The following is a 24,799-nucleotide window of genomic DNA, read 5'->3' on the forward strand; positions in this document are numbered from 1 at the left end:
TGACTATAAAGAGTTAATAAATAAAATAGTGGTAATTGCTACCGTAAATGTAGAAAGAACAGTATTAAACACACTTAAACCCGTAGTTCCAATTCCAACAGGTTTTTGTCGTATTGGCTTTATGTTTATAATATCGTTGTTTTTTAATAAAAATACATTAGAATTTAAACTTTCAACATTGGTCAAATCAATTAAATATTTTTGTACCCCGTTTTTTTCTTGTCTAATAACTTCTACGTTGGTTCTGTTTCCGTATTGAGTAATATCTCCTGAATTTGCAATAGCATCAATAATAGTTGCTTCGTAAGCTTGCAAGGTATTGGTTCCTGGAGCTCCAATTTCTCCTACAATGGTGTATTTTATTCCTGCATTTTTTACTGTTACAAAAAAAGTATCAGTATTCTGAATGTATTTTCCTAGTTCTGTTTCTATGTTTTTACGAATTTGATCTAAAGAATATCCCAAAGCATTCATTTCTCCAATATAAGGCAATCTAATATTTCCGTGAGGGTCAATTCTATACCCATTAAAATAAGGGTTTATGTTGTTGATGTTACCTTGTGAGGAACCACCACTATTTCCTAACGAATTAAAAAAATTAGTCAATTCTTCGTCTTTAGACGTAACCGTAATTAAAAGAATATCATTTATTTGAGTCTTAAAACTCTGGTGTGGGAAATCATATTTTTTTTCAGACAAGTCTCCTTGTAAATATGTTGTTCTTTTATTACTAACGCAAGACGTCAATAAAATCAATGTAATAAAGGCCGTAACAATGTTTTTCATAGAATAAGAAATGTCTTAAATAACAAATATAAAATTATAAATTAGAGTTTCTAACTTTAATTTACTTTACTTTTACAGATGTTTTTAGCAAGTATTATGATAATAGATTACTTTAAATATATAATAAATTCAACGAACCAGCACGGTGTTCACTCTCCCTTTGTTTATAAGTTGGTTACAAAGTGTTTGTATCAAAAAACTCCCACTTCTATTCAAGCACAAATAGATAGTTACAGACAAAAATTAAAGAATAATACAAATTTTATAGAGATTACAGATTTAGGATCTGGATCTAGAGTTTTTAAAAATAATCACAGAAAAATTAGTGATATTGCTAAAAACGCAGGTGTATCTAAAAAATACGCTCAATTATTAAATAGGATTGTTGGCTATTTAGATTGTAAAAATATTTTAGAATTGGGTACCTCGTTGGGTATGGGAACATTCTCTATTTTGGCAAATCATCCTAAAATTAAAGTTACATCTATAGAAGGATGTTCAAAAACATTAGCAGTTGCCCAAGAACAATTGATGAATTACAATTTACAATTAAATTTAGTTCAAGGAGATTTTAATAAAATTTTGCCCAAAGTGATAGATGCCAACACGTATGATTTGGTTTTTTTTGACGGAAATCATCAAAAAGAGGCTACATTAATTTATTTTAAGCAGTGTTTAAAAGCGAAACACAATAATTCAGTTTTTATTTTTGATGATATTTATTGGTCAGAAGGAATGAAAGAAGCTTGGCAAGAAATAAAAAAACATCCAGAAGTAACCGCTACTGTAGATTTATTTCAATGGGGATTGGTCTTTTTTAGAACAGAACAAAACAAAGAACATTTTAAAATTAGATTCTAAAAATGAAGATATATACAAAAACAGGAGACAAGGGAGAAACCTCTCTGTTTGGAGGACAAAGAGTTTCTAAATCTAATATTAGAATAGATGCTTATGGAACTGTAGATGAATTAAATTCTTATATGGGTTTAATCAGAGATCAAGAAATAGAGCAAAAGCACAAAGATTTTTTGGTCAAAATTCAGAATCAATTATTTGTAGTAGGAGCTTTTTTAGCAACACCACAAGATAAAGAAATCTTAAAAAACGGAAAAAGTAGATTAGGTTTAGGAGATTTTGGAAGTAAAGAAATAGAAGAGTTAGAAATAGAAATTGATAGTCTAGATAAACAATTGCCACAAATGACACATTTTGTGCTGCCTGGTGGTCATACATCGGTGTCATATTGTCATATAGCAAGAACAGTGTGTAGAAGGGCAGAAAGAATAAGTGTGTTGTTAAGTAAGGATGAACCTGTCAATACAGGTGTAATCACTTATTTAAACCGTCTTTCAGATTACCTGTTTGTGTTGGCACGAATGTTGTCAAAACAATTACAAGCGGATGAAATTAAGTGGATTCCGAACAAACAAAAATAAGTTCTTTAAAAGACTAAAAAAAAACTTGACTTTTTTAATTAAAAAATTATTTTTGCAATAATTATAATTTGAAAAAAAATGTATTGGACTTTAGAATTAGCTAACTATTTAGCAGATGCACCTTGGCCAGCTTCAAAAGACGAACTAATTGATTTTGCTATTAGAACAGGAGCACCACTAGAAGTTGTGGAGAATTTACAAAGTTTAGAGGATGAAGGAGAAATCTATGATGATATTGTAGAAATTTGGCCAGACTATCCGACTGAAGAAGATTATCTTTGGAACGAAGAAGAATATTAAATTACAGCAGAATTAAATAAAAAGAAAGTCTCATTAGAGGCTTTTTTTTTATTTAAATTTGAGACATAAACAAAAAAATAAAATGGGGATATTAGACTCAGTAATCAAAGTTTTTGTTGGAGACAAACAACAAAAAGATTTAAAATTACTACAACCTATAGTAGCCGAAGTAAGAAGTTACGAAGCGGCTTTACAAAAATTAACAATTGATGAATTAAGAGCTAAAACAGTAGAGTTTAAGAGCTTAATAGCAACAGCAACTAAGTCTATAGATGATGAAATTGCCGAATTAGAACAACAAGCTAAAACTGCTGAACTTGATGCTAAAGAAGGAATCTATAATCAAATAGATGCTTTAAAAGATCAAGCTTACGATGCTTCTGAAAAAGTGTTAAAAGACATACAAGCAGAGGCTTTTGCTGTTGTAAAAGAAACAGCAAAAAGATTTACAGAAAACACTCAACTAGAAGTTACAGCAACGTCTTATGATAGAGAATTGTCCGCAACTAAAGAATATGTTCAATTGGTTGATCAAGACAAAGCTGTTTGGCAAAACTCTTGGAATGCTTCTGGAACTGATGTCGTTTGGAATATGATTCATTATGATGTTCAGTTAATTGGTGGTTCTGTGTTGCATCAAGGTAAAATTGCAGAGATGATGACTGGGGAAGGTAAAACCTTAGTAGCAACTTTGCCAATATACTTAAATGCTTTGGCAGGAAAAGGTGTGCATGTAGTAACCGTGAACGATTATTTAGCAAAACGTGATAGTGCGTGGATGGCACCTTTATTTCAGTTCCACGGATTAACTATTGATTGTATAGATAACTACCAATCTAATTCACCAGAAAGAAGAGCTGCATACAATGCAGATATTACGTACGGAACAAATAATGAATTTGGTTTTGATTACTTGCGTGATAACATGGCTAGTAATGTAGAAGATTTAGTACAACGTAAACCTAATTATGCTATTGTAGATGAGGTGGATTCTGTTTTAATTGACGATGCACGTACCCCTTTAATTATTTCGGGACAGGTGCAAGATGGAGATAGACATGAATTTAACGAACTAAAACCAAAGGTTGCAGATATTGTTAGTCTACAAAGTAAATATTTGGTGGGGGTATTGGCAAATGCTAAAAAATTAATCAAAGAAGGAGATAGTAAAGAAGGAGCTTTCCAATTGCTAAGAGTATATAGAGGTTTGCCTAAAAATAAAGCATTAATTAAGTTTTTATCACAAGAAGGGATTAAGCAGTTGTTACAAAAAACTGAAAATCACTACATGCAAGATAATAACAAAGAAATGCCTAAAATAGATCAGGAATTGTACTTTGTGATAGAAGAAAAAAATAATTCTATCGAATTGACAGAAAAGGGGATTGCTGCTCTGTCTGGTCAAGAAGGAGGGGACTTTTTTGTGTTGCCAGATATTGGTGTAAAAATAGGTCAAATAGAAGCTTCTGAAATTTCTGACGAAGAAAAAATAGAACAAAAAGAAGATTTATATAGAGATTTTAGCATTAAAAGTGAAAGAATTCACACATTAAATCAATTGCTAAAAGCCTACACTTTGTTTGAAAAAGATGTAGAGTATGTAGTCATGGAAAATAAAGTTAAAATTGTTGATGAACAAACGGGTCGTATTATGGATGGTCGTCGTTATTCTGATGGTTTACACCAGGCAATTGAAGCTAAAGAAGATGTGAAAATTGAAGCAGCTTCACAAACATATGCAACGGTAACATTACAAAATTACTTTAGAATGTATCGCAAACTGTCTGGTATGACAGGTACAGCAATTACAGAAGCTGGGGAATTTTGGCAAATTTATAAACTGGATGTGGTAGTGGTTCCAACTAACAAACCAATCGCAAGAGAAGATAAAGAAGACTTAATTTATAAAACAGCTAGAGAAAAGTACAACGCTGTTATAGATGATGTTGTTAAACTAGTAGAGGCAGGAAGACCTGTTTTAGTTGGAACAACATCGGTAGAAATTTCTGAATTATTAGGTAGAATGTTATCTATCAGAAAAATTAAACACAACGTATTAAACGCAAAACTGCATAAGAAAGAAGCAGATGTAGTTGCAGAGGCTGGTAAACCAGGAATTGTAACCATTGCAACCAATATGGCAGGTCGTGGTACAGATATTAAACTGTCTGATGAAGTAAAAGCTGCTGGAGGTTTAGCTATTATTGGTACAGAACGTCATGATTCTAGACGTGTAGACCGTCAGTTACGTGGTCGTGCAGGTCGTCAAGGAGATGTTGGTTCTTCTCAATTCTACGTATCTTTAGAAGACAACCTAATGCGTTTGTTTGGTTCTGATAGAATAGCCAAAATGATGGATAGAATGGGCTTAGAAGAGGGTGAAGTAATTCAGCACTCTATGATTACAAAATCTATTGAAAGAGCACAGAAAAAAGTCGAAGAAAATAACTTTGGTATTCGTAAGCGTTTGTTAGAGTATGATGATATTATGAACTCTCAGCGTGAGGTAGTTTATAAACGTAGACGACATGCACTAGATGGAAAACGTTTACAAGTAGATATAGCCAATATGGTTTATGATGCATGTGCAGCTATTGTAGATAATAACAAAGCAGTAAACGATTATAAAAACTTTGAGTTTGAGCTGATTGTTTCTACATCTATGAGTTCCCCTTTTACCGAAGAAGAATTTGAAAACACATTGCCTCAAGATTTATCAGACAAATTATATGAGGTAGTGATGAAACATTACCAAGATAAAATGGCTAGAAATGCACATACAGCATTTCCTATTATTAAAAATGTTTTTGAAACCGAAGGAGATAAATATGAGCGTATTGTGGTTCCTTTTAGTGATGGAGTAAAATCATTAAGAGTTGTTACAGATTTAAAAAAATCATACGAAACTGAAGGAGCAGAGCTAATTTCTGATTTTGAAAAAAACATCACACTAGCAATTATAGATGATGAGTGGAAAGATCATTTACGTAAAATGGATGATTTAAAACAATCGGTTCAAAATGCATCTTACGAACAAAAAGATCCATTATTGATTTATAAGTTTGAAGCTTATGAATTATTTAAAAAGATGTTAGAAAAAGTAAACAAAGAAGTATTGTCTTTCTTGTTTAAAGGAGAATTGCCAGATAGTAATCAGCAAATTTCTGAAGCTAAAGAACAAAAGAAAGCTCAAAATGTACAAACGTCTAAACAAGAGGTTTTAAACTCGTCAGAAGCAGCTAATAGACAAGCAATTCAAAACTCACAAACAGCACAGCAACCTGTACAAGAAACTATTGTTAGAGAGCAACCAAAAATTGGTAGAAACGATAAGGTGGTGATTCAGAATGTGCAAACTGGAGAGAAAAAAGAAACTAAATTTAAACAAGCAATTCCGTTGTTAGAAACAGGAAAATGGGTGTTAACAGGTTTGGCTTAAATAGTACGGTAATTAATAAAAAAGCTCTTTTAACAACGTTAAAAGAGCTTTTTTATTTAAAAGAATATATTGTGGAAGAAAAAACGTATTTAAATATTGTGCTGGTACATCCTCAGATACCAAACAACACCGGTAATATTGGTAGGCTTTGCGTAGGTTGCCATGCAAAATTACACTTGGTAAAACCTTTAGGATTTGAAATATCAGATTCACGTGTAAAAAGAGCGGGGTTGGATTATTGGAAAGATTTAGACATTACTATTCATGAATCTTTTGATGATTTGACAAAATTGATTTCTAATAAAGAAAGAATGTTTTTATTATCAGCAAGAGCTTCAACATCCATTTATGAAACAAAGTTTAAAAATGGAGACTGGTTGTTTTTTGGAAAAGAGGCCAAAGGATTATCAGCTGAAATTCAAGAAGAATACAAAAACCAATTAAGAACTATTCCTTTTCCTGGACCCATTCGTAGTTTTAATTTAGGAAACGCAGTGGCTATGGTTTTAGGGGAGTGTTTAAGGCAATTAACTTAAGGTTTGCGTTCTGATATAATCAAATCAATAATGTCTTCAGTTTCGTTAGGATAATTTACAGGGATGTATTGATCTTCGGCAATCCATTCGTGAACAATTTGTATATGTTTATTTTTTAATTTTTTAACAACAGGTACACCTAGGTTTTCTAAAGCAGCGGCATTACATTGTTGCTCATATTGATTTTTCATAGGAATAACCAATAATTTTTTTTGTAAAAACAAAGCTTCTGCAGGAGTTTCAAAACCTGCTCCGCATATAATTCCTTCACAAGTTTCAAAACTTTTGATAAAGGCTTCATTGTTAACAGGTTCTATCAATATATTTTTTTGATAGTATGATTTTTTTGTGTGTTTAGAAAAAATATGCCAATTAGTGTTTTTAAATTGACTAAAAAATTGAATCAATTTATCATCTCCATAAGCAGGTAAATAAACCGTAAAATGATTTCCGTTTATAGGTTTTAAGTCTCTAATTTCTTTACGGATTATAGGTGTAAATATTTTAAGATTGTATTTTTCAAAATGAAAACCATAATATGTATTTGTAGGAGCGTAACGCTTTAAAATACGCTCACCTATTACATCTCTTTTTTTTGGTTTTGGACTTTCTTTGGCTTTAACAGCAGCTTGATGACTCATAGATACACATGGAATATTCTTTAGTTTTGCAGCCCATGCAGATAAAGGTTCAAAATCATTTATTACCAAATCGTATTGTTGAATATTTATTTTATTCATTTCTTTTCGAAAGGTTCTAAAATCAGAGTTTTTAATGGTTTTCCATAAATCAACTCCTCCTTTTTTGCCAAAAATAAAACTTAGACCTTGGAGTTGATATTTGATGGTAAAAGGGAGTTTTACATCCGCTTGTACACCACTTACCAAAATATCTAAATCGACTTTTTGCTGTAAAATAGGAATAATATCTCTGGCACGACTTAGGTGTCCATTACCTGTTCCTTGAATAGCGTATAATACTTTCATTAATGATTGATGGTTTTATTATCAATTACATTAATTTCTTTCATCAATTCTTTAAATAAGTCTTTGTTTTTTAAATCTGCTTTTCCTAAATCATTTTCATGATCGTGATCTGTAGGTTGCAGTTTTTGAGCAATAAGATCTTCTTGATAATGATAAATTGTCCAAGCTTTTTTATTGTATTCTAAAGCCGTTAAATTTTCTATCCAATCTCCAGAATTTAAATATTCTACCGATTCATTTTTATCGTTGGTAATAATTCTTTGTTGTGGCTGATGAATATGTCCACAAACCACATAATCATATTCGTTTAAAAAAGCAATTTCGGCAGCTGTATCCTCAAAACTATTGATGTGTTTTACGGCAGACTTTACGCTGTTTTTTATTTTTTTAGAAAAAGAAATACGACCTTTTCCTAGAATATTTTCACTAATCCAATTCACTAGTGTGTTAATCATAATTAAAGAATCATAACCTACTCCACCCAATTTGGCTAACCATTTAGAATGTTGCATGGTGACATCAAACACATCTCCATGAAAAAACCAGGCTTTTTTACCATCTAATTCTAACACTAATTTGTTTACTAACTGAAAGTTTCCTATTTCAAAACCTACAAATTTACGTAGCATTTCATCATGATTACCAGTTATATAATAAACTTCTGTACCTTTGGTTACCAAAGAGGTGATGTATTTTATAACCTTCATGTGAGGTTTTGGAAAGTATCTTTTTTTAAACTGCCAGATATCTATAATATCTCCATTTAAAATTAACTTCTTGGGTTCAATGGTTTTTAAGTAATTTAGTAATTCTTTAGCTCTAGAACCGTATGTACCTAAGTGTATGTCAGAAACAACTACGACATCTACTTTTCTTTTCTTTTGTTTCTTTTTTGATGTAGGCATATAAATATAAAAACTTTAATCCTACAAACGTATCGTTATATTGTTAAAAGTAATTTAATTAAAGGTTATTAAAAAACACTTTTTAGTATTGTTCTGTGTTAAGTCTATGTAAAATATCGATGTTAGTACATTTATTCATGAATTATTAGAATTCAATAGATGTATCAAAATTAATCTATGTTAAATTTTATATATTTGGACTAATAACAAGCTAAGAAATTTGAAAGAATATAGACTTATAAAATCAGAAGAAATCCTTTTGTTAAAATCACAAGGATGTAGTTCCCTAAACTGGAATGAATTGTATATAAAAAACACTACTGACTTGTCTAGAATTGTTTCTGTAGAGTTTTCGGGAACGAATTATGTAAGTGAAATTAAAGGAAGTAAAACTTTTTACGGTGGTATTTCAAAAAATAATTGCATAAAAAACGTACACTTACACAATTGTAAAATAGGAGAAAATCCGTTTATAAATAATGTGAAAAACTACATTGCAAATTATGAAATTGGAGATAATGTATTGATAGATAATGTTGATATTATTGCTGTAGATGGTGCTTGTAGTTTTGGAAATGGAGTTAGTGTTGATGTAATTAATGAAGGAGGAGGTAGAGATATTTTAATTTTTAATCAATTATCTGCTCAAATAGCTTATTTATTAGCTCTATATAGACATAGAACAGTATTGGTTGATGAGCTAAAGAGAATGATTGTAGAATATACAGATTCTATCACATCAACTATTGGTAAAATTGGAGATAATGTAACAATATTAAATACCAATACAATAAAAGGTGTTTGTATAGGAAATGGTACCTCTATTATATCAGCATCTAAATTAGTTAATGGTAGTATTAATTCTACCAATACATCCAAAGTATTTATTGGTACAGGAGTAATGGCTACAAACTTTATAGTTTCTAGCGATTCTAGTGTAGATAATTCTTCAATTTTAGTCAACAGTTTTATAGGTCAAGGATGTAAAATAGATAAACATTATTCTATAGAGCACTCTATCTTTTTTGCGAATTGTCAAGGTTTTAATGGAGAAGCTTGTTCTGTTTTTGCAGGACCTTATACGGTTACACATCATAAATCTACATTATTAATTGCAGGATTGTTTTCTTTTATGAATGCAGGTAGTGGATCTAACCAAAGTAATCATATGTATAAATTAGGACCTATTCATCAAGGAATTATGGAGCGTGGTGCTAAAACAACTAGTGATTCTTATGTTTTATGGCCGTCTAAAATAGGACCTTTTACATTGGTAATGGGTAGACATTATCAACATGTAGATTCTTCAGACTTTCCATTTTCATATTTAATAGAAGATAAAAATAAATCTTACTTAGTACCGGGAGCTAATTTAAAAAGTGTGGGTACGGTAAGAGATGCTCAAAAGTGGCCAAAACGTGATAATAGGGCAGAAGACAATAGAATGGATATTATCAACTTTAACTTATTAAGTCCTTATACCATTCATAAAGCGACTCAAGGTTTAAAGCATTTATATGACATTGCTGCAATTTCTGGAGATAAATTAGAGGAATATAATTATCAAGATATGGTCATTAAAAAATCTAGTTTGCACAATGGAATTAAAATGTATAATACGGTAATTAATAAATTTTTAGGAAATTCTATTATTTCTAGAGTAGAAAAAGAAAAAATTGAAACTTTAGAAGATTTAAGAGAGGTGTTAAAACCAAAATCGACCATTGGACAAGGGAAATGGATTGATGTAAGTGGTTTATTATGTCCCATTACAGCGTTAAATCTTTTTGTTGATAAGGTAGAAAGGTTAGAATTAAGTACTATTGATAATGTGATTGAAGAATTAAATACAATCAATAATAAGTATTATAAGTACGAATGGAATTGGGCAGTTGAGTTGATCGAAACTTTTTATGGAATTAAGATAGCAACAATTACTCAAAATGAATTTATTTCTATTGTTGAAAAATGGAAAAAATCAGTAGTGGAGTTAGATAAAATGTTGTACAAAGATGCAAGTAAAGAATTTGCTCTTCATACTCATGTTGGTTTTGGTGCAGATGGTAATGAAGAAGAAAGACTTGCCGATTTTAAAAGTGTAAGAGGGGAGTTTGAAAATAATTCTACGGTGGTAGAAATATTAAACCATATTGAAAGAAAAGAAAAATTAGGAGACAAAATAATTGCTCAAATAAAAGAAATTAAAGAATAAATTATGTGCGGAATTGTTGGATATATTGGAACTAAAAAAGCATCTGATATTTTAGTTGATGGATTAAAAAAATTAGAATATAGAGGATATGATAGTGCAGGAATTGCTGTTTTAGACAAAGATATATTAGTCTACAAACAACCAGGTAAAGTAATTAATTTAGAACAAAGTATTGATGATAAAGTAGACGGAATTACTACTGGAATTGCTCATACTCGTTGGGCAACACACGGAGAACCTACTCAAGAAAACGCACATCCTCACAAATCTAACAATGGAGAAATTGTTATTGTTCATAACGGAATTATAGAAAACTACAAATTTCTAAAAGATGAATTAATAGATCATGGTTTCTCTTTTTTAGGACAAACAGATACAGAGGTGTTGGTAAATTACATCCAGTTTGTTCAAGATAAAGAAAAATTAAATATAGAAGATGCTGTTAAAAAAGCATTACAAAACGTTAATGGAGCTTATGCCATTGCTGTTTTAGATAAAAAGGAACCTAATAAAATGGTGGTTACCAGAAAAGGTAGTCCGTTAGCTATTGGTTTAACAGAAACAAATGATGAGTTTTATGTGGCTTCTGATGCAATTCCAATTATAGAGTATACACAATCTTTGGTGTATTTAAATGATGATGAAATTGTAGTCTTAGAAAGAGGTAAGAAAATGAAAGTTACTGATATCTATGGGGTAGAAAAATCATATAAAGTAAAAAACTTAGATTTAAACTTAGATAAAGTAAGTAAAGGTGACTATGAACATTATATGTTAAAGGAAATTTTTGAACAACCTTCAACTATTAAAAACACTTTATTTAGTCATTTAAACACAGAAAACTCAGACATTCATTTTGAAAATTTAGATGAATTAAAAGAAAAGTTAGTAAAAGCAAAAAGAATCATAATTGTGTCTTGTGGAACTTCTTGGCATGCAGGAATTGTAGGAGAGTATATTATAGAAGAATTGGCTAGAATTCCGGTAGAAGTTGAGTACGCTTCGGAGTTTAGATATAGAAATCCGATTATTACAAAAGATGATATTGTAATGGCTATTTCTCAATCTGGAGAAACAGCAGATACTTTAGCAGCTTTGCGTTACTCTAAAGCACAAGGAGCAACTACATTTTGTATTTGTAATGTATTTAATTCTTCTATGGCTAGAGAATGTGATTTTACTGCTTATACCTATGCAGGTGCAGAAATAGGAGTAGCTTCTACCAAAGCGTTTACAGCACAGGTAGCCGTGGTTTCTTTATTGGCCATTCAGTTAGGTTTAGAAAGAAATGAAATTTCTCAAGAAAAAGCGAATGCTTTGGTAAAAGAAATTAAAACAATACCGTCTGTAGTGAATCAAATTTTTGCTACGGATGATCACATAAAAACAGTCGCTAAAAACTATACAGAAACAACAAGTTTTTTGTTTTTAGGTAGAGGGATTAACTTTCCTATTGCTTTAGAAGGAGCTTTAAAGTTAAAAGAGATTTCATACATTCATGCAGAAGGATATCCTGCGGCAGAAATGAAACATGGACCTATTGCGATGATTGAAGAATCTTTACCAACAGTAATTATAGCAACTAATAATGAGTATTACGACAAGTTAGTTTCTAATGCACAGGAAGTAAAAGCTAGAAAAGGACCTATTGTAGCTGTTGTAAATGATGATGACAATGAAATGATAGACACAGCAGATTATGTTTTTAAAGTGCCAAGAGTTTCAGATATGTTACAACCAATTGTATCGGTAATTCCATTACAATTATTCTCTTACCACGTAGCAGTTTTAAAAGGATGTAATGTAGATCAACCTAGAAATTTAGCAAAATCTGTTACTGTAGAATAACAAAAAATAGGAATAAACAAATAGGGCTATCTAAAATTTTAGATAGCCCTATTTGTTTATTTATCAACTCGTTTTAACCGCTGATCAACTTCTGTTTTTAAATATTGACCAGGTGTAATTTCAGGATAAATTTGACTGTAGTTTAGAACTTCATTCATTTCTACCCTTCTGCTAATGTGTTCACGTTTTAATTCATTAGGCTCTGTAACTCCAGAGGCCGCTAATAGTTCTAAAAAGCTTTTAATAGTTTCTTGATGATAGTTGGCAACTCTTTGTGATTTGTCTTTTACCACCAATCCTTTCATCAAACGTTCATCTTGTGTAGCAACACCTACAGGACAGGTATTTCTATTACATTGTAAAGCTTGTATACAACCAGTAGCCATCATCATAGCACGAGCGCTATTGATCATATCTGCTCCTACAGCAATTAATCTGGCCATGTGAAAACTTGTAAATACTTTTCCAGAAGCAATCACTTTAATATCTTTCTTTAAATTGTAACCTATTAAAGTATCTATTGCAAAAGTTAATCCGTCTCTTAAAGGCATTCCTACAGAATTTGAAAATTCAACAGGAGCAGCACCTGTACCACCTTCACCGCCATCAATGGTTATAAAATCAGGTTTAATACCAGAATTGACCATGGCTTTACAAATGGCAATAAATTCAGATTTTTTACCAATACAAATTTTAAATCCAATAGGTTTTCCACCAGATAAATCTCTAAGTTTTTGAATAAAGGTCATTAATTCATCAGGAGTAGTAAACGCTGTATGCCCCGGAGGAGAAAGTACATCTGTATGAGGTTTTACATGTCTAATGGCTGCAATTTCTTTTGTGTTTTTAGCAGCAGGTAAAATTCCTCCATGACCTGGTTTTGCACCTTGAGAAATTTTAATTTCAATCATTTTAACATTGTCAAGAGTGGCATTTTCTTTAAATTTTTCAGAATTAAAATCACCATTTTCTGTTCTGCAGCCAAAATATCCTGTTCCTATTTGCCAAATTAAATCTCCACCAGGTTGTTTGTGGTAAGGACTAATTCCTCCTTCACCTGTGTTGTGAGCAAACCCTCCAATTTTAGCTCCAGTATTCATGGCTAAAACAGCATTTTTACTTAAAGAACCAAAGCTCATTGCAGAAATATTTAAAATACTTGCCGAGTAAGGTTGTAAACAGTCTTTACCACCTACTAAAACTCTAGGTTCACAATCTTCACAAGTATGATTTTTTGCATAAATAGAATGTTCCATCCATTCGTAACCCGCACCGTAAACATCTAATTGAGTTCCAAAAGGAGTGGTGTCATTTGTTTTTTTGGAACGTTCATATATTAAATTACGGTGTAATCGATCTATAGGTCTTCCTTGCGTATCTGTTTCTACAAAATACTGCATAATTTCAGGACGAATTTTTTCTAATAAATACCTAATGTTTCCTATTACAGGAAAATTTCTTCTAATGGTGTGTTTGGTTTGTAAAACATCAAAAAATCCCAATAAAATAAGAGGAATAAATACAATAAAAGCCCATAAAAAATTAGAATTTTGTATGGATAGCAATCCTATGGATGAAGTGATAACTAAAGATAATATATAAAAAATTTGTCTAGCTTTCATGGTTGTTGTTTTATAAAATAAGGTGTTGATTTAATTGTAAATTAACCCAGCTATTTCTGTACCAATTATTCGTTTAGAGATAGTTATTATTCTAATTTAGAATGAATTTCTTTTAGAATAGAATCAGTAGGAGATAAGTAATCAAACCATAAGGTTTCTGCATCTTTTTTAAACCAAGTCATTTGTCTTTTTGCAAAACGTCTGGAGTTTTTCTTTATTTCTTGTATCGCAAAATCAAAAGTGATGGTATTGTTAAAAAAACTAAATAGTTCTCTATAGCCAACAGTTTGTAGTGCGTTTAAATCTTTTAAAGGGTAAAGTTCTTTTGCTTCTTTTAACAAACCTTTGTCTAGCATCAGATCAACCCTACGATTGATTCTGTCATACATAACCTCTCTATCTGCAGTTAGCCCTATTTTAATAGTGGTAAAATTTCTGGGGGTTTTGGGTTTGTTTTTAAAAGAACTGTAGGTTTGTCCGCTTCCAATACAAACTTCTAAAGCACGAATAACCCTGTGTGGGTTTTCTATCGCAATTTGATGATAAGTTTCTACATCTAATTCTTTAAGTTGATTTTGTAAACTTTCTAATCCTTCTGTGTCTAACTTTTTGTTTAATCCCTCCCTAACACTAGCATCAATTGTTGGAAAATAATCCAATCCATTAATAACAGCATCGGCATATAAACCACTACCACCCACCATAATTACGGTGTTGTGGTGGGTAAATAATTCATCCAATTTGGTTAGGGCTTCACGTTCAAAATGTCCAACACTATATTCTTGATGAATGCTTTTATGTTGTATAAAATGATGTGTGGCTGCGGTTAATTCTTCGGGTTCTGGCACGGCGGTACCAATGCTCATTTCTTTAAAAAATTGTCTAGAATCACAAGAAATTATTTCGGCATTAAAATGTTGAGCCAGTTTAATACTTAGTGCTGTTTTCCCTATGGCTGTAGGGCCTACTATGGTGATTAAATAATTCATTTATTTTATAATTTATCACCACAATGGTAGCAAAAGTTCGCATTGTCTTTGTGATTAGATTTGCTACAATTGGTACAGGTTTGAGTATTGGTAGTTGTTCTTTTTGCGTGGGTAAATTCTGAAGTAACAATTCCTGTGGGAACTGCTATAATTCCGTATCCCATAATCATAACTAAAGAAGCAAAAAACTGACCTAAGGCAGTAGCAGGAGCAATATCTCCATAACCAACAGTAGTCATGGTTACAATTGCCCAATAAATACTTCTAGGAATACTTGTAAAACCACTATCTGTATTTCCTTCTATTAAATACATAGCTGTTCCTAATAGCATAGATAAAATAAGAACGGCAAAAATAAACACTCCAATTTTGGCTTTACTTGCTTTTATAGCTTTAATTAAATCGTTAGAAGCACCAACATATCTGGCAAGTTTTAAAATGGTAAATACTCTTAATAATCTAAGGGATCTTAAGACTAATAAGGCTTCTGTTCTAGTAACAAACAAACCAATGTATTTGGGTAATGTGGCTATTAAATCTATAATTCCGTACCAACTTAAAATATATTTTAGAGGAGATTTTACAGTAATCACTCTTAAAATATATTCTATGGTAAATAAAATAGTAATAATCCATTCTATAAAATTAAAGTAAAAACCGTAGGCATTTTGCAAAGGTTCTACACTTTCTAGCATAACAACCAAAACACTTATTAAAATTAAAATAAGTAAAGCCACATCAAACAACTTACCTGCAGGAGTGTCTGCCTCGTAAATTATTTCATGTAATTTTAGTTTCCAGTTTTGGTTATTCTGTTTCAATTCTAATTATTTTTTTGAATTTACCTCCTTCTAAAAACTTCTTGATTTCGTGACGATTGTAAAGGGAATTATCAATAGGAAATAGAATGTTTTCTACAATACCTATATGATTAATTTGATGTGCCAATTCTATATATGCAAATCCTTTAATTTGTCCGTTTTGTAATAGAAACACCGATTTTTCTGCCGTATTTCTACCCATATCTATCAACAATGCGTTTTCTATATTAAAAACGGTAGTGGGAATATGGTTTCTTTTTGGGGCGTTAAAGTAGGGTTTGTTGATACTTACTTCTTCGTTACTTTTAATATTAGCAATTAAAATGCTTCCTGTTTCTTCAAAGCTAATGTCATCAATTTGTTTGTGTAACGTTTTTGCTCTTTTAGAGGTTCTTAGCAATAATTGATTGACACCATTTCTAATATTTCTGTTTTTACCAATGTAAATAATGTCTCCTTTAGGATTGTGTAAATAAAATACTCCTGTTTTTCTTGGGGATTTATTTAAAATTTTAACAAACTTATCTGTAAGACTTGTAGAGGCCTTTTTTAGTTGTGTTTTTCCTTCGGATTTTACGTTTGCCTTTATAATAATTTTCTCAACATCTTTGTTTAAGAGCATTTTAAAAAGTTTAACTGTAGCAACAGCATCACCATTAGCTCTATGACGATCGCTCATAGGAATTCCTAAACTTCTACAAAGTTTACCTAAACTGTAAGATTCTTGATCTGGAATTAATTTTCTACTTAGTTCTACGGTACACAAAGTATCTTTTACATAGTTATAGCCCAAACGTCTAAACTCGTTTCTTAAAATTCTATAATCAAAATTAGCGTTGTGTGCTACTAGAATACATCCTTCCGTAATTTCTATAATTTGTTTGGCTATTTCATGAAACTTAGGAGCTTTTACTAACATTTTATCATTAATACCTGTTAATTGCACAACAAAGGGTTGAATAGGAATTTCAGGGTTTACTAGGGTGATAAACTTATCAACTACTTTTTTACCATCAAATTTATGAATGGCAATTTCTGTCATACCTTCCTCGTTAAATTTTCCTCCTGTGGTTTCAATATCTACAATAGCGTACATCTAAATAATTAATGTTAGCAATTTTTTAAGCTAAGTGTTACATACAAATATAACATATCCAAATTGATTGGTGTATATGTAAGGCTGGTAAGTTTATGTAGTTAACAAATTGTATTTTTATAGAAACTTAATAAATTCAAAAAGTGAAAATTTTTAATACAATAGAGGAGTTTTTAGCAGAATTAGGAGTGACTAAAAAAGGAATTTCTCCAGACTTTTATTTGTTAAAAATTCAGGATATGGATTATGCAAAAAGAATAGAGAGTTTTCCGCATTACAAGCGTTTTTTTGAAATTGCTTTTCATGAAGAAAATAAAAATAGCATTAAGATAGGGCATACGGTATTAGAAAAATTAAACAACTCTATTACATTTACATCTCCCATGCAACCAATGTCTATAAACAGAGTAGAAAAACCTACAGGGTATGTCTTGTTTTTTACCTCTCAAATTTTTAAACCCAAAAGACATCAGTATGATATTTTATTAGAATATCCGTTTTTTAAACTAAACACCAATCCTATTTATAACATTAGCAAAGCAGAAAAAGTATACATTAAAAATATATTAGAAACAATGTATATAGAAATGACGAACAATGAAACGTATAGTTTAGAGATTATTGAATCTTATGTAAATATTTTACTTTTTTACATAAAAAGAATTTTAAAAGGAGAATCTGGCAATGTTTTGCTAAAAAGATATGAGGAGATTACATCTAGGTTTGAAGAAATGATTTTACAAGATAGTCAGGCTTATAAAAAAATTGCAGATTATGCGAGTGGACTACATATAACTCCTATTTATTTATCGGAATGTGTAAAAAAAGCAACTGGGTTATCTGCTAAAAAAGTATTGATGAATTATCAAATACTAAGAGCTAAATCTTTACTAATACAAACCACACATTCTATTGATGAAATTGCGCATATAATGGGGTTTGATGAAACTACTAATTTTATCAAATTTTTTAAAAACCATCAAATGAGAACTCCATTAGCCTTTAGAAAACTACCTTAAAAAGTATCATTTTATATGTCTTTTATATTGTCTTTTTGTTTGAGGTAACTAATACATTTGCCTCTTATAAATTTTGAATATTCACAATGAAAAGTCTTAAAATTCATAAAAATAATTATAGAACTGTTGCTTTTTTAATGGCACTGTTAATAGCATTGTCTCCGTTTGCCATAGATTCTTTTTTATCTGCAATGCCTTTAATGGCTACGTTTTATGGGGTTACTATTAATGTAATAGAATTAACAATTACTGTTTATTTTTTAGGTTTTGCTATAGGTAATTTTTTTGGAGGTCCTTTGTCTGATACTTATGGTAGAAAACCAATCACACTAATTGGGGTGGGACTTTATGGTCTTTCTGCTTTGGTCATTCCTTTTTGTACTCAAATAGAATGGGTGCTTTTTTTTAGGTTTTTACAAGCTTTTGGTGGTGGTTTTGCAACGGTAACTTCTAACTTGTTTATTCGCGATTTATACAGTGGAAAACAAGTAGCAAAGTTAATAACGATGACAGCAATGATTATGATGTTGGCACCCTTGTGCGCTCCCATTTTAGGTACTTATATTACGTTTTACCAAGGTTGGCAAGGTGTTTTTTATTTCTTGTTTTTATTCGCATTGCTACTGTTTGTAATATTTATGATTTTTGTGCCAGAGTCTAGAGAGTCTATTCATATAACCAAAAAAATCACTATCAATCAGTTTTTTAAAAAGTACCGAGTCTTTTTATCTCATAAAAAATCGGTATTATTTTTAATGGCCATTTGTTTGCCTGTTTCTGGATTGTATATTTTTATTACAAGCTCTTCTTTTATTTATTTAGAATATTTTGGGATTTCTACAGAAAAATTTCCGTTTTTTTTTGGAGCTAATATTTTGTTAAACATAATACTATCTTTATTAAATACATATTTACTAAAGTTCTACAGTCCTGTTAAAATTTTAAAAACAGGGTTGATTCTGCAATTAACATCTGGTTTGTTGTTAATGCTAACCATTCTTTTTAATCAAGATACATTTTGGAACGTATTTGTATTGATTGTATTTTTTATAGGAAGTTTAGGGTTGATTTTTGGTAATGGATCTGCCATTATATTAAACATAAACCCAGAAGCAAGTGGATCTGCAAATGCAACGTTGGGAATTACCAGGTTTTTATTAGGTTTTTTGTTAGGAACGTCAATAGCTGTTTTTCATTCAGACAATTTAATTCCCATAGGAGTGGCAATGTTTGCTTGTTCTTTAGCAGGAAATATATTTTTCTATTTTTATCAAAAGGCAAGTAATTAAACTGCGTAATTTCTATTTCCAAAAATAGCACTTCCTACACGTACCATAGTACTTCCTTCTGCAATGGCCAATTCATAATCTCCGCTCATTCCCATAGAAATGATGTTAAACTGTGGTTGATGAATTTTAGTTTCTTCATAAAAAGATGTTAATATTTTAAACTCTTTTTTAATTTGATTTTCATCATCTACAAAACTAGCCATTCCCATCAACCCAACTACTTTTATGTTTTCCATATTTTTGTAATCGTATGAGTTTAAAATATTTTTTACTTCTTCTTTGGACAAACCAAATTTAGAGTCTTCTTGAGCAATTTTTAACTGTAACAAACAATGAATAACTCTGTTGTGTTTTTTGGCTTGTTTGTTAATTTCTATCAATGTAGTAAAACTATCTACTCCATGAATTAAATTTACAAAATGAGCCATATATTTTACCTTATTGCTTTGTAAATGACCAATCATATGCCAAGAAATATCTTTGGGTAAATCGTCATACTTAGCTGCCATTTCCTGAATTTTATTTTCACCAAAAACACGTTGTCCTGCATTATATGCTTCTAGTATATCTGTAACAGGTTTTGTTTTAGATACAGCAACTAAGGTTACATGCTCTGGAATGTTTTTTTGGATGGTGATTAAATTGTTAGAAATACTCATATTATTTGTTCTATTGTTTAAACAAAAATAAACAATACACAAGTAATTATAGAATAACGAATGGTGTAATCTATCAACTTTTTAAAAAATAATAATGTTAAATAAGTTTAATTTTTTAGCTAATCAGTATAATTTTTAATGGTTTAATTTGTTGAAATTTACAAAAGTATAAGCTTGTTATAAGCAAGTAAGTTTTAACTATTGAATAAATATTAAAAAATGAACAAATTAAAAATAGGAGCAATTCTGTTATTGGCAGTAATTAATACAGGTTTTTCACAAACCAAACCAAAAGAAAGATTTTCTAATGAAATAGATTTTTCTAATGCTCCCAAACGAGTAAATAATGTGAGTCCATTGTCTGATCAAGCCAATAAAAAGAATTGGGTGTTGTCTGACAAGATGAGTGATGAGTTTGATAGTAAAAGATTAGATACTAGAAAATGGCATCCTAATAACCCGGGATGGAAAGGAAGAAAACCAACGTTTTTTCATGGATCTAACGTAAGTTTAAAGGATGATGAATTGGTGTTTAAAATAAATCAGCATTCTAAACATGAAGAATTGCCAGAAGGATACACGCACACTGCAGGGTTTATTAAAAGCAAACAAAAAGTTTTGTACGGTTATTTTGAAGCTGAAATGAAATTAATGGATGATACTTGGGTATCTGGTTTTTGGGCATGTTTAGGAACAAGAGATTGGTGGACAGAAATTGATTTTTGTGAAAATTCTCCAGCCACTAAAAATCAACAAAACGATTTAAACTCTAACATACACGTATTTAGATCTCCAGATGAATATGGAGGAGTTAAAAAACATTTTAGTAGAAATAATAAGTACAAAGTACCTTTTAATTTGTTAGAAGATTATCATGTGTGGGGAATAGAGTGGGATGAAGATTACATTCGTTTTTATATAGATGGTGTGTTGTTTAGAGAAGCAGAAAACACACATTGGTATCAACCTTTAGAAATTAACTTTAACAACGAGTCTAACAAATGGTTTGGTGCTTTACCATCTGACAAAAGTAAGTTAGATCAAGAGTTTAGAGTGAAGTATTTTCGTTATTGGAGTAAAGGAAAACGTTTAAAAAGACAAAGTAAAAAATATGCAGAAGATTATTTAGGAATCAAATAATTTTGGAAGAACAACAAATAAAAATCCCCTTATTTCTTTAGAAATAAGGGGATTTTTTATGTTTAAAATTAACTATATAATATTACTTCAAAATAGAAATAATCTGAGAAGCTAATTCAGTTCCAATACGATCTTGTGCTTCTAAAGTAGCAGCACCAATGTGTGGAGTTAATGAAATGTTTGGGTTCATTAAAACTTTCATAGAAGGTTTAGGTTCTGTTTCAAAAACGTCTAATGCTGCTTTTGAAATTTCTCCAGCCTCTAAAGCTTCAACCAAAGCAACTTCATCAATTACACCACCACGAGCAGCATTGATAATAATAGAAGTATTTTTCATGATTTTAAACTCAGGAGCACCAATAACGTAACCATCTTGTGCAGGTACGTGTAAAGTTACAAAGTCAGCATTTTTTAATACTTCTTCTTTAGAAGTAGTGTTAATGGTAAAGCTTACTTTTTGTCCATCAAAAAACTCTAAGTCTAAATCTACTTTTTCAAAGAAAGGGTCAAAAGCAATTACTTTCATACCTAATCCTAAAGCAATTTTAGCAGTAGCTTGACCAATACGACCAAAACCAATAACTCCTAAAGTTTGTCCTTTTAATTCAACTCCTTTAGCGTAAGATTTTTTTAAAGCTCCAAACTTAGTTTCACCTTCTAAAGGCATGTTACGGTTAGAGTCTTGTAAGAAACGTACCAATCCAAATAAGTGAGCAAAAACCAATTCTCCTACAGAATGAGAAGATGCAGCTGGAGTGTTGATTACGTGTAATCCTTTGTCCTTAGCATATTGTACATCAATGTTGTCCATTCCTACACCACCACGTCCGATGATTTTTAAAGATGGACAAGCATCTATTAATTCTTGTCTTACAGTAGTTGCAGATCTTACTAAGATTACATCAACGTTGTTTTCGTTAATGTAGTTTTCTAATTGATCTTGAGCAACTGTGTTTAAAATTACTTCAAATCCTGCTTTTTCTAAGGCATCAACACCAGATTGTGCTAAACCGTCGTTTGCTAAAACTTTCATTTAATTATTGTTTTTTGCTTAAAACTAAGCGTTAAAATTTCTTCATTACATCTACTAAAGCTTGTACGCTTTCAATTGGCATTGCATTGTAAATAGAAGCTCTAAAACCTCCTACAGAACGGTGTCCTTTTACGTTGCTAATTCCTGCTGCTGTACATGCTGCTAAAAAGTCAGCATCTTTAGAATCGTCATTTAATAAGAAAACTACATTCATTAAAGAACGGTCTTCTTTTGCTACGTTATTTACAAAAGAAGGATTGTTATCAATCTCATTGTAAAGTAATGCTGCTTTCTCTTCATTTTTTTGAGAAATCGCTTCTAATCCACCTTGAGCCTTCATGTATTCTAAGTTTAACATAGATACATAAATAGCAAATACAGGAGGAGTATTAAACATACTTTCTCCTTTAATATGGATTTGGTAATCTAACATAGAAGGAATAGTTCTACCTGTGTTACCTAAAATATCTTTTTTAATAATTACTAAAGTTGCTCCAGCAGGACCTAAGTTCTTTTGAGCACCAGCGTAAATAATTCCAAATTTAGAAACATCAACAGGTTTAGAAAAAATATCAGAAGACATGTCTGCCACTAAAACGGCATCTGTTTCTGGATAGTTTTTAAACTGAGTTCCGAAAATTGTGTTGTTACTTGTAAAGTGAACATAATCTACATCTGTAGGAATTTGGTATCCTTTAGGAATGTAGTTGTGGTTTGTGTCTGCAGAAGAGGCTACTTCTACAACTTCTCCAAAGTTTTTAGCTTCTTTTAATGCTTTGTTACTCCATGCACCCGTATTGATGTATGCAGATTTTCCTCCATCAACTTTCATCAAGTTAATAGCAGTCATTAAAAATTGTGTAGAGGCTCCACCTTGTAAAAATAATACTTCGTGAGTAGCAGGTACATTTAAAATTTCTTTTACCAATGCAACAGCTTTGTCATATACAGCTACAAATTCCTTACTACGGTGCGATATTTCAATTAATGATAAACCAGTATTGTCAAAATCTAAAATAGCTTGACTCGCTTTTTGAAACACTTCTTGAGGTAATATTGAAGGACCTGCGCTAAAATTATGTTTTTTCATTATATATTTAATTTTTGGAAAGCACAAATTTATAAAATCTACTCGCTTTACCTTTACGATTAACTATTTATTTTTAACGTTTTTTTACAATTCTAACAAAAATTTAACAGTATCTACGTTATCTGCGTAATTCCATAATTTTGGTGCTTGAGTTTGCCCTAATTTTACAGAATCTGCAATATTTAACTCGGTAGAGATACATTGAATTTTATCAGAATCATTATTTAGTTTTTCTTTTAAAATTTCTAAATCGGTATAAGATTCATAAAACAGAGTGGCTATGGGAGATGCATAGCTTGTATCTTCTTTAATCATTAAAAAACCATTTTCTTTCATATCAAACAAACTCATCAAGTATACCGCTTTGTTATAATCGTAATTATTAACGTATTTGGTGTATTTAAGAATGTCTTTGTGTTTGTATACTGCTTTAAATAATTTATCAAAATCATAATCCTCAGGCACAAAAATTTTAGAAATACTTCTACATCCTAAACCATAGTATCTAAAAATATCATCACTTAAAGCTTCTAATTGCTCGTGAGTTTCAGTACCATCTAACACAGCTACTGCATTTCTACTTTGTCTTATTATATGTGGATGTTTTCCAAAGTAGTAATCAAAATAACGAGCGGTATTGTTACTCCCTGTAGCAATTACTCCGTCAAAATCCTGTAATTTTTCTTCGGTAAACATAAATTTACCTTTAAAGCTAGGTTCTATATATTCTAAATATTTGGCAATAAGTGGAATAAAATATTTGTCGTTAGATGATAATTTAGCCAAAACTTTATTTCCTGTAATGGCTACACATAAAAAATCGTGAAAACCTACTAAAGGAATGTTTCCTGCCATAATAATGGCAATGGTTTTAGAGCTATCTTTAGCAATGGTATAGTCTTTTAACCATTCATAAATATTTTGATGGTGTAAAGCATTTGTCCAGCTTTCTAAAGCAAATAACACATTGTTTTGGGTAAACCAACTATTGTATTCTTCGGCTCTTTTTATTTGCATTTTAAAAGCATCAAAAAATAAATCGTTGTGCAAAACGTTTTCTTTTTTAACAATTCCGTTACTATTAAACTGATTTAAAAAGTGCCCTAAATTAATGAAAGCCTGTTTTCTCTTATCTAAACTCATTATAAGTTAGTTTGTGGGTTTTGAATGAATACAAAATGTACTATTTTTGTGGCACAAATTTAAAGAAAAAAGAACGATGGCAATTATAATAACAGACGAATGTATTAATTGTGGGGCTTGTGAACCAGAATGCCCTAACAATGCTATATATGAAGGTGCGGAAGAGTGGAAATATTCTGAAGGAACCTCTTTAGATGGAGATTTTGTGTTACCTAACGGAAATGCAGGGAATGCAGACGAAGATCAAGAGCCTATTTCTGATGAAGTATACTATATAGTACCTGATAAATGTACAGAGTGTAAAGGTTTTCATGATGAACCACAGTGTGCTGCGGTTTGTCCTGTTGATTGTTGTGTACCTGATGAGGATATAGAAGAAACAGAAGATGAATTGTTAGCAAAACAAGCTTTTTTACATAAAGAATAGTTTTAATAACTTTTTTTAAA

Annotated in this window: 22 protein-coding genes; 11 read left to right on the plus strand and 11 right to left on the minus strand. The window is 30.8% G+C overall.

Going from position 1 to position 24,799, the window contains the following annotated elements; all coding sequences use genetic code 11:
• Positions 1–3 precede the first annotated feature (3 nt).
• Positions 4–786, minus strand: coding sequence for a polysaccharide biosynthesis/export family protein (locus FHR24_RS07210; protein WP_167186015.1), 783 nt, complete (start codon positions 784–786; stop codon positions 4–6).
• A 171-nt stretch (positions 787–957) separates the two neighbouring features.
• On the opposite strand from FHR24_RS07210, the gene FHR24_RS07215 reads away from it, so the two are divergent.
• From FHR24_RS07215 to FHR24_RS07235, 5 genes are all read left to right on the plus strand, one after another.
• Positions 958–1,647, plus strand: a complete 690-nt coding sequence (locus FHR24_RS07215; protein ID WP_243846510.1) for an O-methyltransferase — start codon at positions 958–960, stop codon at positions 1,645–1,647.
• Between the two features lie 2 nt (positions 1,648–1,649).
• Positions 1,650–2,225, plus strand: coding sequence for a cob(I)yrinic acid a,c-diamide adenosyltransferase (locus FHR24_RS07220; protein ID WP_167186021.1), 576 nt, complete (start codon positions 1,650–1,652; stop codon positions 2,223–2,225).
• Between the two features lie 78 nt (positions 2,226–2,303).
• Complete coding sequence (locus FHR24_RS07225) at positions 2,304–2,525, plus strand: DUF2795 domain-containing protein (protein WP_068825177.1); 222 nt, start codon at positions 2,304–2,306, stop codon at positions 2,523–2,525.
• An 82-nt stretch (positions 2,526–2,607) separates the two neighbouring features.
• Positions 2,608–5,964 carry a preprotein translocase subunit SecA gene (gene secA / locus FHR24_RS07230; RefSeq protein WP_167186024.1) on the plus strand — a complete coding sequence of 1,119 codons (3,357 nt, stop codon included), beginning with the start codon at positions 2,608–2,610 and terminating at the stop codon, positions 5,962–5,964.
• Positions 5,940–6,500: a tRNA (cytidine(34)-2'-O)-methyltransferase gene (locus tag FHR24_RS07235; protein ID WP_167186027.1), complete on the plus strand. Its 561-nt coding sequence runs from the start codon at positions 5,940–5,942 to the stop codon at positions 6,498–6,500. The genes secA and FHR24_RS07235 overlap by 25 nt, the downstream gene beginning before the upstream one ends.
• Here FHR24_RS07235 and FHR24_RS07240 read toward each other — a convergent pair.
• Both FHR24_RS07240 and FHR24_RS07245 read right to left on the minus strand, forming a co-directional pair.
• The gene (locus FHR24_RS07240; protein WP_167186030.1) at positions 6,497–7,486 is read right to left on the minus strand and encodes a glycosyltransferase family protein; all 990 of its coding nucleotides are present in this window, start codon (positions 7,484–7,486) and stop codon (positions 6,497–6,499) included. The two genes, FHR24_RS07235 and FHR24_RS07240, sit on opposite strands and share 4 nt — an antisense overlap.
• On the minus strand, positions 7,486–8,391 hold the full coding sequence (locus FHR24_RS07245) for a UDP-2,3-diacylglucosamine diphosphatase (RefSeq protein ID WP_167186033.1): 906 nt from the start codon (positions 8,389–8,391) through the stop codon (positions 7,486–7,488). The genes FHR24_RS07240 and FHR24_RS07245 overlap by 1 nt, the downstream gene beginning before the upstream one ends.
• Positions 8,392–8,611: 220 nt before the next feature.
• On the opposite strand from FHR24_RS07245, the gene FHR24_RS07250 reads away from it, so the two are divergent.
• Together FHR24_RS07250 and glmS are read left to right on the plus strand one after the other, a co-directional pair.
• Complete coding sequence (locus FHR24_RS07250; protein ID WP_167186036.1) at positions 8,612–10,603, plus strand: DUF4954 family protein; 1,992 nt, start codon at positions 8,612–8,614, stop codon at positions 10,601–10,603.
• Between the two features lie 3 nt (positions 10,604–10,606).
• Positions 10,607–12,451 carry a glutamine--fructose-6-phosphate transaminase (isomerizing) gene (gene glmS / locus FHR24_RS07255; RefSeq protein ID WP_167186039.1) on the plus strand — a complete coding sequence of 615 codons (1,845 nt, stop codon included), beginning with the start codon at positions 10,607–10,609 and terminating at the stop codon, positions 12,449–12,451.
• Between the two features lie 56 nt (positions 12,452–12,507).
• Here glmS and FHR24_RS07260 read toward each other — a convergent pair whose 3' ends face one another.
• The 4 genes from FHR24_RS07260 to FHR24_RS07275 form a co-directional block, all read right to left on the minus strand.
• Positions 12,508–14,073 carry an FMN-binding glutamate synthase family protein gene (locus FHR24_RS07260; protein ID WP_167186042.1) on the minus strand — a complete coding sequence of 522 codons (1,566 nt, stop codon included), beginning with the start codon at positions 14,071–14,073 and terminating at the stop codon, positions 12,508–12,510.
• A gap of 86 nt (positions 14,074–14,159) precedes the next feature.
• Positions 14,160–15,062 (minus strand): tRNA (adenosine(37)-N6)-dimethylallyltransferase MiaA, encoded by a 903-nt coding sequence (gene miaA, locus FHR24_RS07265; RefSeq protein WP_167186045.1) that lies wholly within the window; start codon positions 15,060–15,062, stop codon positions 14,160–14,162.
• A 5-nt stretch (positions 15,063–15,067) separates the two neighbouring features.
• Positions 15,068–15,883, minus strand: coding sequence for an ion transporter (locus FHR24_RS07270; protein WP_167186048.1), 816 nt, complete (start codon positions 15,881–15,883; stop codon positions 15,068–15,070).
• Positions 15,870–16,979, minus strand: coding sequence for an exonuclease domain-containing protein (locus FHR24_RS07275; RefSeq protein WP_167186051.1), 1,110 nt, complete (start codon positions 16,977–16,979; stop codon positions 15,870–15,872). Before FHR24_RS07275 ends, FHR24_RS07270 begins: the two co-directional genes overlap by 14 nt.
• A 143-nt stretch (positions 16,980–17,122) precedes the next feature.
• On the opposite strand from FHR24_RS07275, the gene FHR24_RS15750 reads away from it, so the two are divergent.
• Together FHR24_RS15750 and FHR24_RS07285 are read left to right on the plus strand one after the other, a co-directional pair.
• Positions 17,123–17,998, plus strand: a complete 876-nt coding sequence (locus FHR24_RS15750; RefSeq protein WP_167186054.1) for a helix-turn-helix domain-containing protein — start codon at positions 17,123–17,125, stop codon at positions 17,996–17,998.
• 86 nt (positions 17,999–18,084) lie between these two features.
• Positions 18,085–19,287 (plus strand): multidrug effflux MFS transporter, encoded by a 1,203-nt coding sequence (locus tag FHR24_RS07285; RefSeq protein WP_167186057.1) that lies wholly within the window; start codon positions 18,085–18,087, stop codon positions 19,285–19,287.
• Here FHR24_RS07285 and FHR24_RS07290 read toward each other — a convergent pair.
• Positions 19,284–19,946, minus strand: coding sequence for a YggS family pyridoxal phosphate-dependent enzyme (locus FHR24_RS07290; RefSeq protein WP_167186060.1), 663 nt, complete (start codon positions 19,944–19,946; stop codon positions 19,284–19,286). The genes FHR24_RS07285 and FHR24_RS07290 overlap by 4 nt on opposite strands.
• Positions 19,947–20,165: 219 nt before the next feature.
• On the opposite strand from FHR24_RS07290, the gene FHR24_RS07295 reads away from it, so the two are divergent.
• Positions 20,166–21,086 (plus strand): family 16 glycosylhydrolase, encoded by a 921-nt coding sequence (locus FHR24_RS07295; protein ID WP_167186063.1) that lies wholly within the window; start codon positions 20,166–20,168, stop codon positions 21,084–21,086.
• Between the two features lie 82 nt (positions 21,087–21,168).
• On the opposite strand, the gene FHR24_RS07300 is transcribed toward FHR24_RS07295, so the two are convergent.
• The 3 genes from FHR24_RS07300 to FHR24_RS07310 all read right to left on the minus strand — a co-directional run bounded on the left by FHR24_RS07300 (position 21,169) and on the right by FHR24_RS07310 (position 24,352).
• The gene (locus tag FHR24_RS07300) at positions 21,169–22,119 is read right to left on the minus strand and encodes a D-2-hydroxyacid dehydrogenase (RefSeq protein ID WP_167186066.1); all 951 of its coding nucleotides are present in this window, start codon (positions 22,117–22,119) and stop codon (positions 21,169–21,171) included.
• A gap of 31 nt (positions 22,120–22,150) precedes the next feature.
• On the minus strand, positions 22,151–23,209 hold the full coding sequence (gene serC, locus FHR24_RS07305; RefSeq protein ID WP_167186069.1) for a 3-phosphoserine/phosphohydroxythreonine transaminase: 1,059 nt from the start codon (positions 23,207–23,209) through the stop codon (positions 22,151–22,153).
• Between the two features lie 84 nt (positions 23,210–23,293).
• Positions 23,294–24,352, minus strand: a complete 1,059-nt coding sequence (locus FHR24_RS07310; protein WP_167186072.1) for an acyl-CoA reductase — start codon at positions 24,350–24,352, stop codon at positions 23,294–23,296.
• A 76-nt stretch (positions 24,353–24,428) separates the two neighbouring features.
• Between FHR24_RS07310 and FHR24_RS07315 the strand changes: the two genes are divergently transcribed.
• Positions 24,429–24,779: a 4Fe-4S dicluster domain-containing protein gene (locus tag FHR24_RS07315; protein WP_167186075.1), complete on the plus strand. Its 351-nt coding sequence runs from the start codon at positions 24,429–24,431 to the stop codon at positions 24,777–24,779.
• Positions 24,780–24,799 lie beyond the last annotated feature (20 nt).

It is taken from the genome of Wenyingzhuangia heitensis (assembly GCF_011762155.1).
Taxonomy (GTDB): Bacteria; Bacteroidota; Bacteroidia; order Flavobacteriales; family Flavobacteriaceae; genus Wenyingzhuangia; species Wenyingzhuangia heitensis.

Bases quoted from the DNA above. Each gene is read 5' to 3' on its own strand.
- FHR24_RS07220 (WP_167186021.1), top strand. From the start codon at position 1,650: ATGAAGATATATACAAAAACAGGAGACAAGGGAGAAACCTCTCTGTTT.
- miaA (WP_167186045.1), bottom strand. From the start codon at position 15,062: ATGAATTATTTAATCACCATAGTAGGCCCTACAGCCATAGGGAAAACA.
- FHR24_RS07310 (WP_167186072.1), bottom strand. From the start codon at position 24,352: ATGAGTTTAGATAAGAGAAAACAGGCTTTCATTAATTTAGGGCACTTT.
- FHR24_RS07260 (WP_167186042.1), bottom strand. From the start codon at position 14,073: ATGAAAGCTAGACAAATTTTTTATATATTATCTTTAGTTATCACTTCA.
- FHR24_RS07300 (WP_167186066.1), bottom strand. From the start codon at position 22,119: ATGAAAGTTTTAGCAAACGACGGTTTAGCACAATCTGGTGTTGATGCC.
- FHR24_RS07235 (WP_167186027.1), top strand. From the start codon at position 5,940: ATGGGTGTTAACAGGTTTGGCTTAAATAGTACGGTAATTAATAAAAAA.
- glmS (WP_167186039.1), top strand. From the start codon at position 10,607: ATGTGCGGAATTGTTGGATATATTGGAACTAAAAAAGCATCTGATATT.
- FHR24_RS07290 (WP_167186060.1), bottom strand. From the start codon at position 19,946: ATGAGTATTTCTAACAATTTAATCACCATCCAAAAAAACATTCCAGAG.
- FHR24_RS07245 (WP_167186033.1), bottom strand. From the start codon at position 8,391: ATGCCTACATCAAAAAAGAAACAAAAGAAAAGAAAAGTAGATGTCGTA.
- FHR24_RS07295 (WP_167186063.1), top strand. From the start codon at position 20,166: ATGAACAAATTAAAAATAGGAGCAATTCTGTTATTGGCAGTAATTAAT.
- FHR24_RS07225 (WP_068825177.1), top strand. From the start codon at position 2,304: ATGTATTGGACTTTAGAATTAGCTAACTATTTAGCAGATGCACCTTGG.
- secA (WP_167186024.1), top strand. From the start codon at position 2,608: ATGGGGATATTAGACTCAGTAATCAAAGTTTTTGTTGGAGACAAACAA.
- serC (WP_167186069.1), bottom strand. From the start codon at position 23,209: ATGAAAAAACATAATTTTAGCGCAGGTCCTTCAATATTACCTCAAGAA.
- FHR24_RS07315 (WP_167186075.1), top strand. From the start codon at position 24,429: ATGGCAATTATAATAACAGACGAATGTATTAATTGTGGGGCTTGTGAA.
- FHR24_RS07275 (WP_167186051.1), bottom strand. From the start codon at position 16,979: ATGTACGCTATTGTAGATATTGAAACCACAGGAGGAAAATTTAACGAG.
- FHR24_RS07210 (WP_167186015.1), bottom strand. From the start codon at position 786: ATGAAAAACATTGTTACGGCCTTTATTACATTGATTTTATTGACGTCT.
- FHR24_RS07285 (WP_167186057.1), top strand. From the start codon at position 18,085: ATGAAAAGTCTTAAAATTCATAAAAATAATTATAGAACTGTTGCTTTT.
- FHR24_RS07240 (WP_167186030.1), bottom strand. From the start codon at position 7,486: ATGAAAGTATTATACGCTATTCAAGGAACAGGTAATGGACACCTAAGT.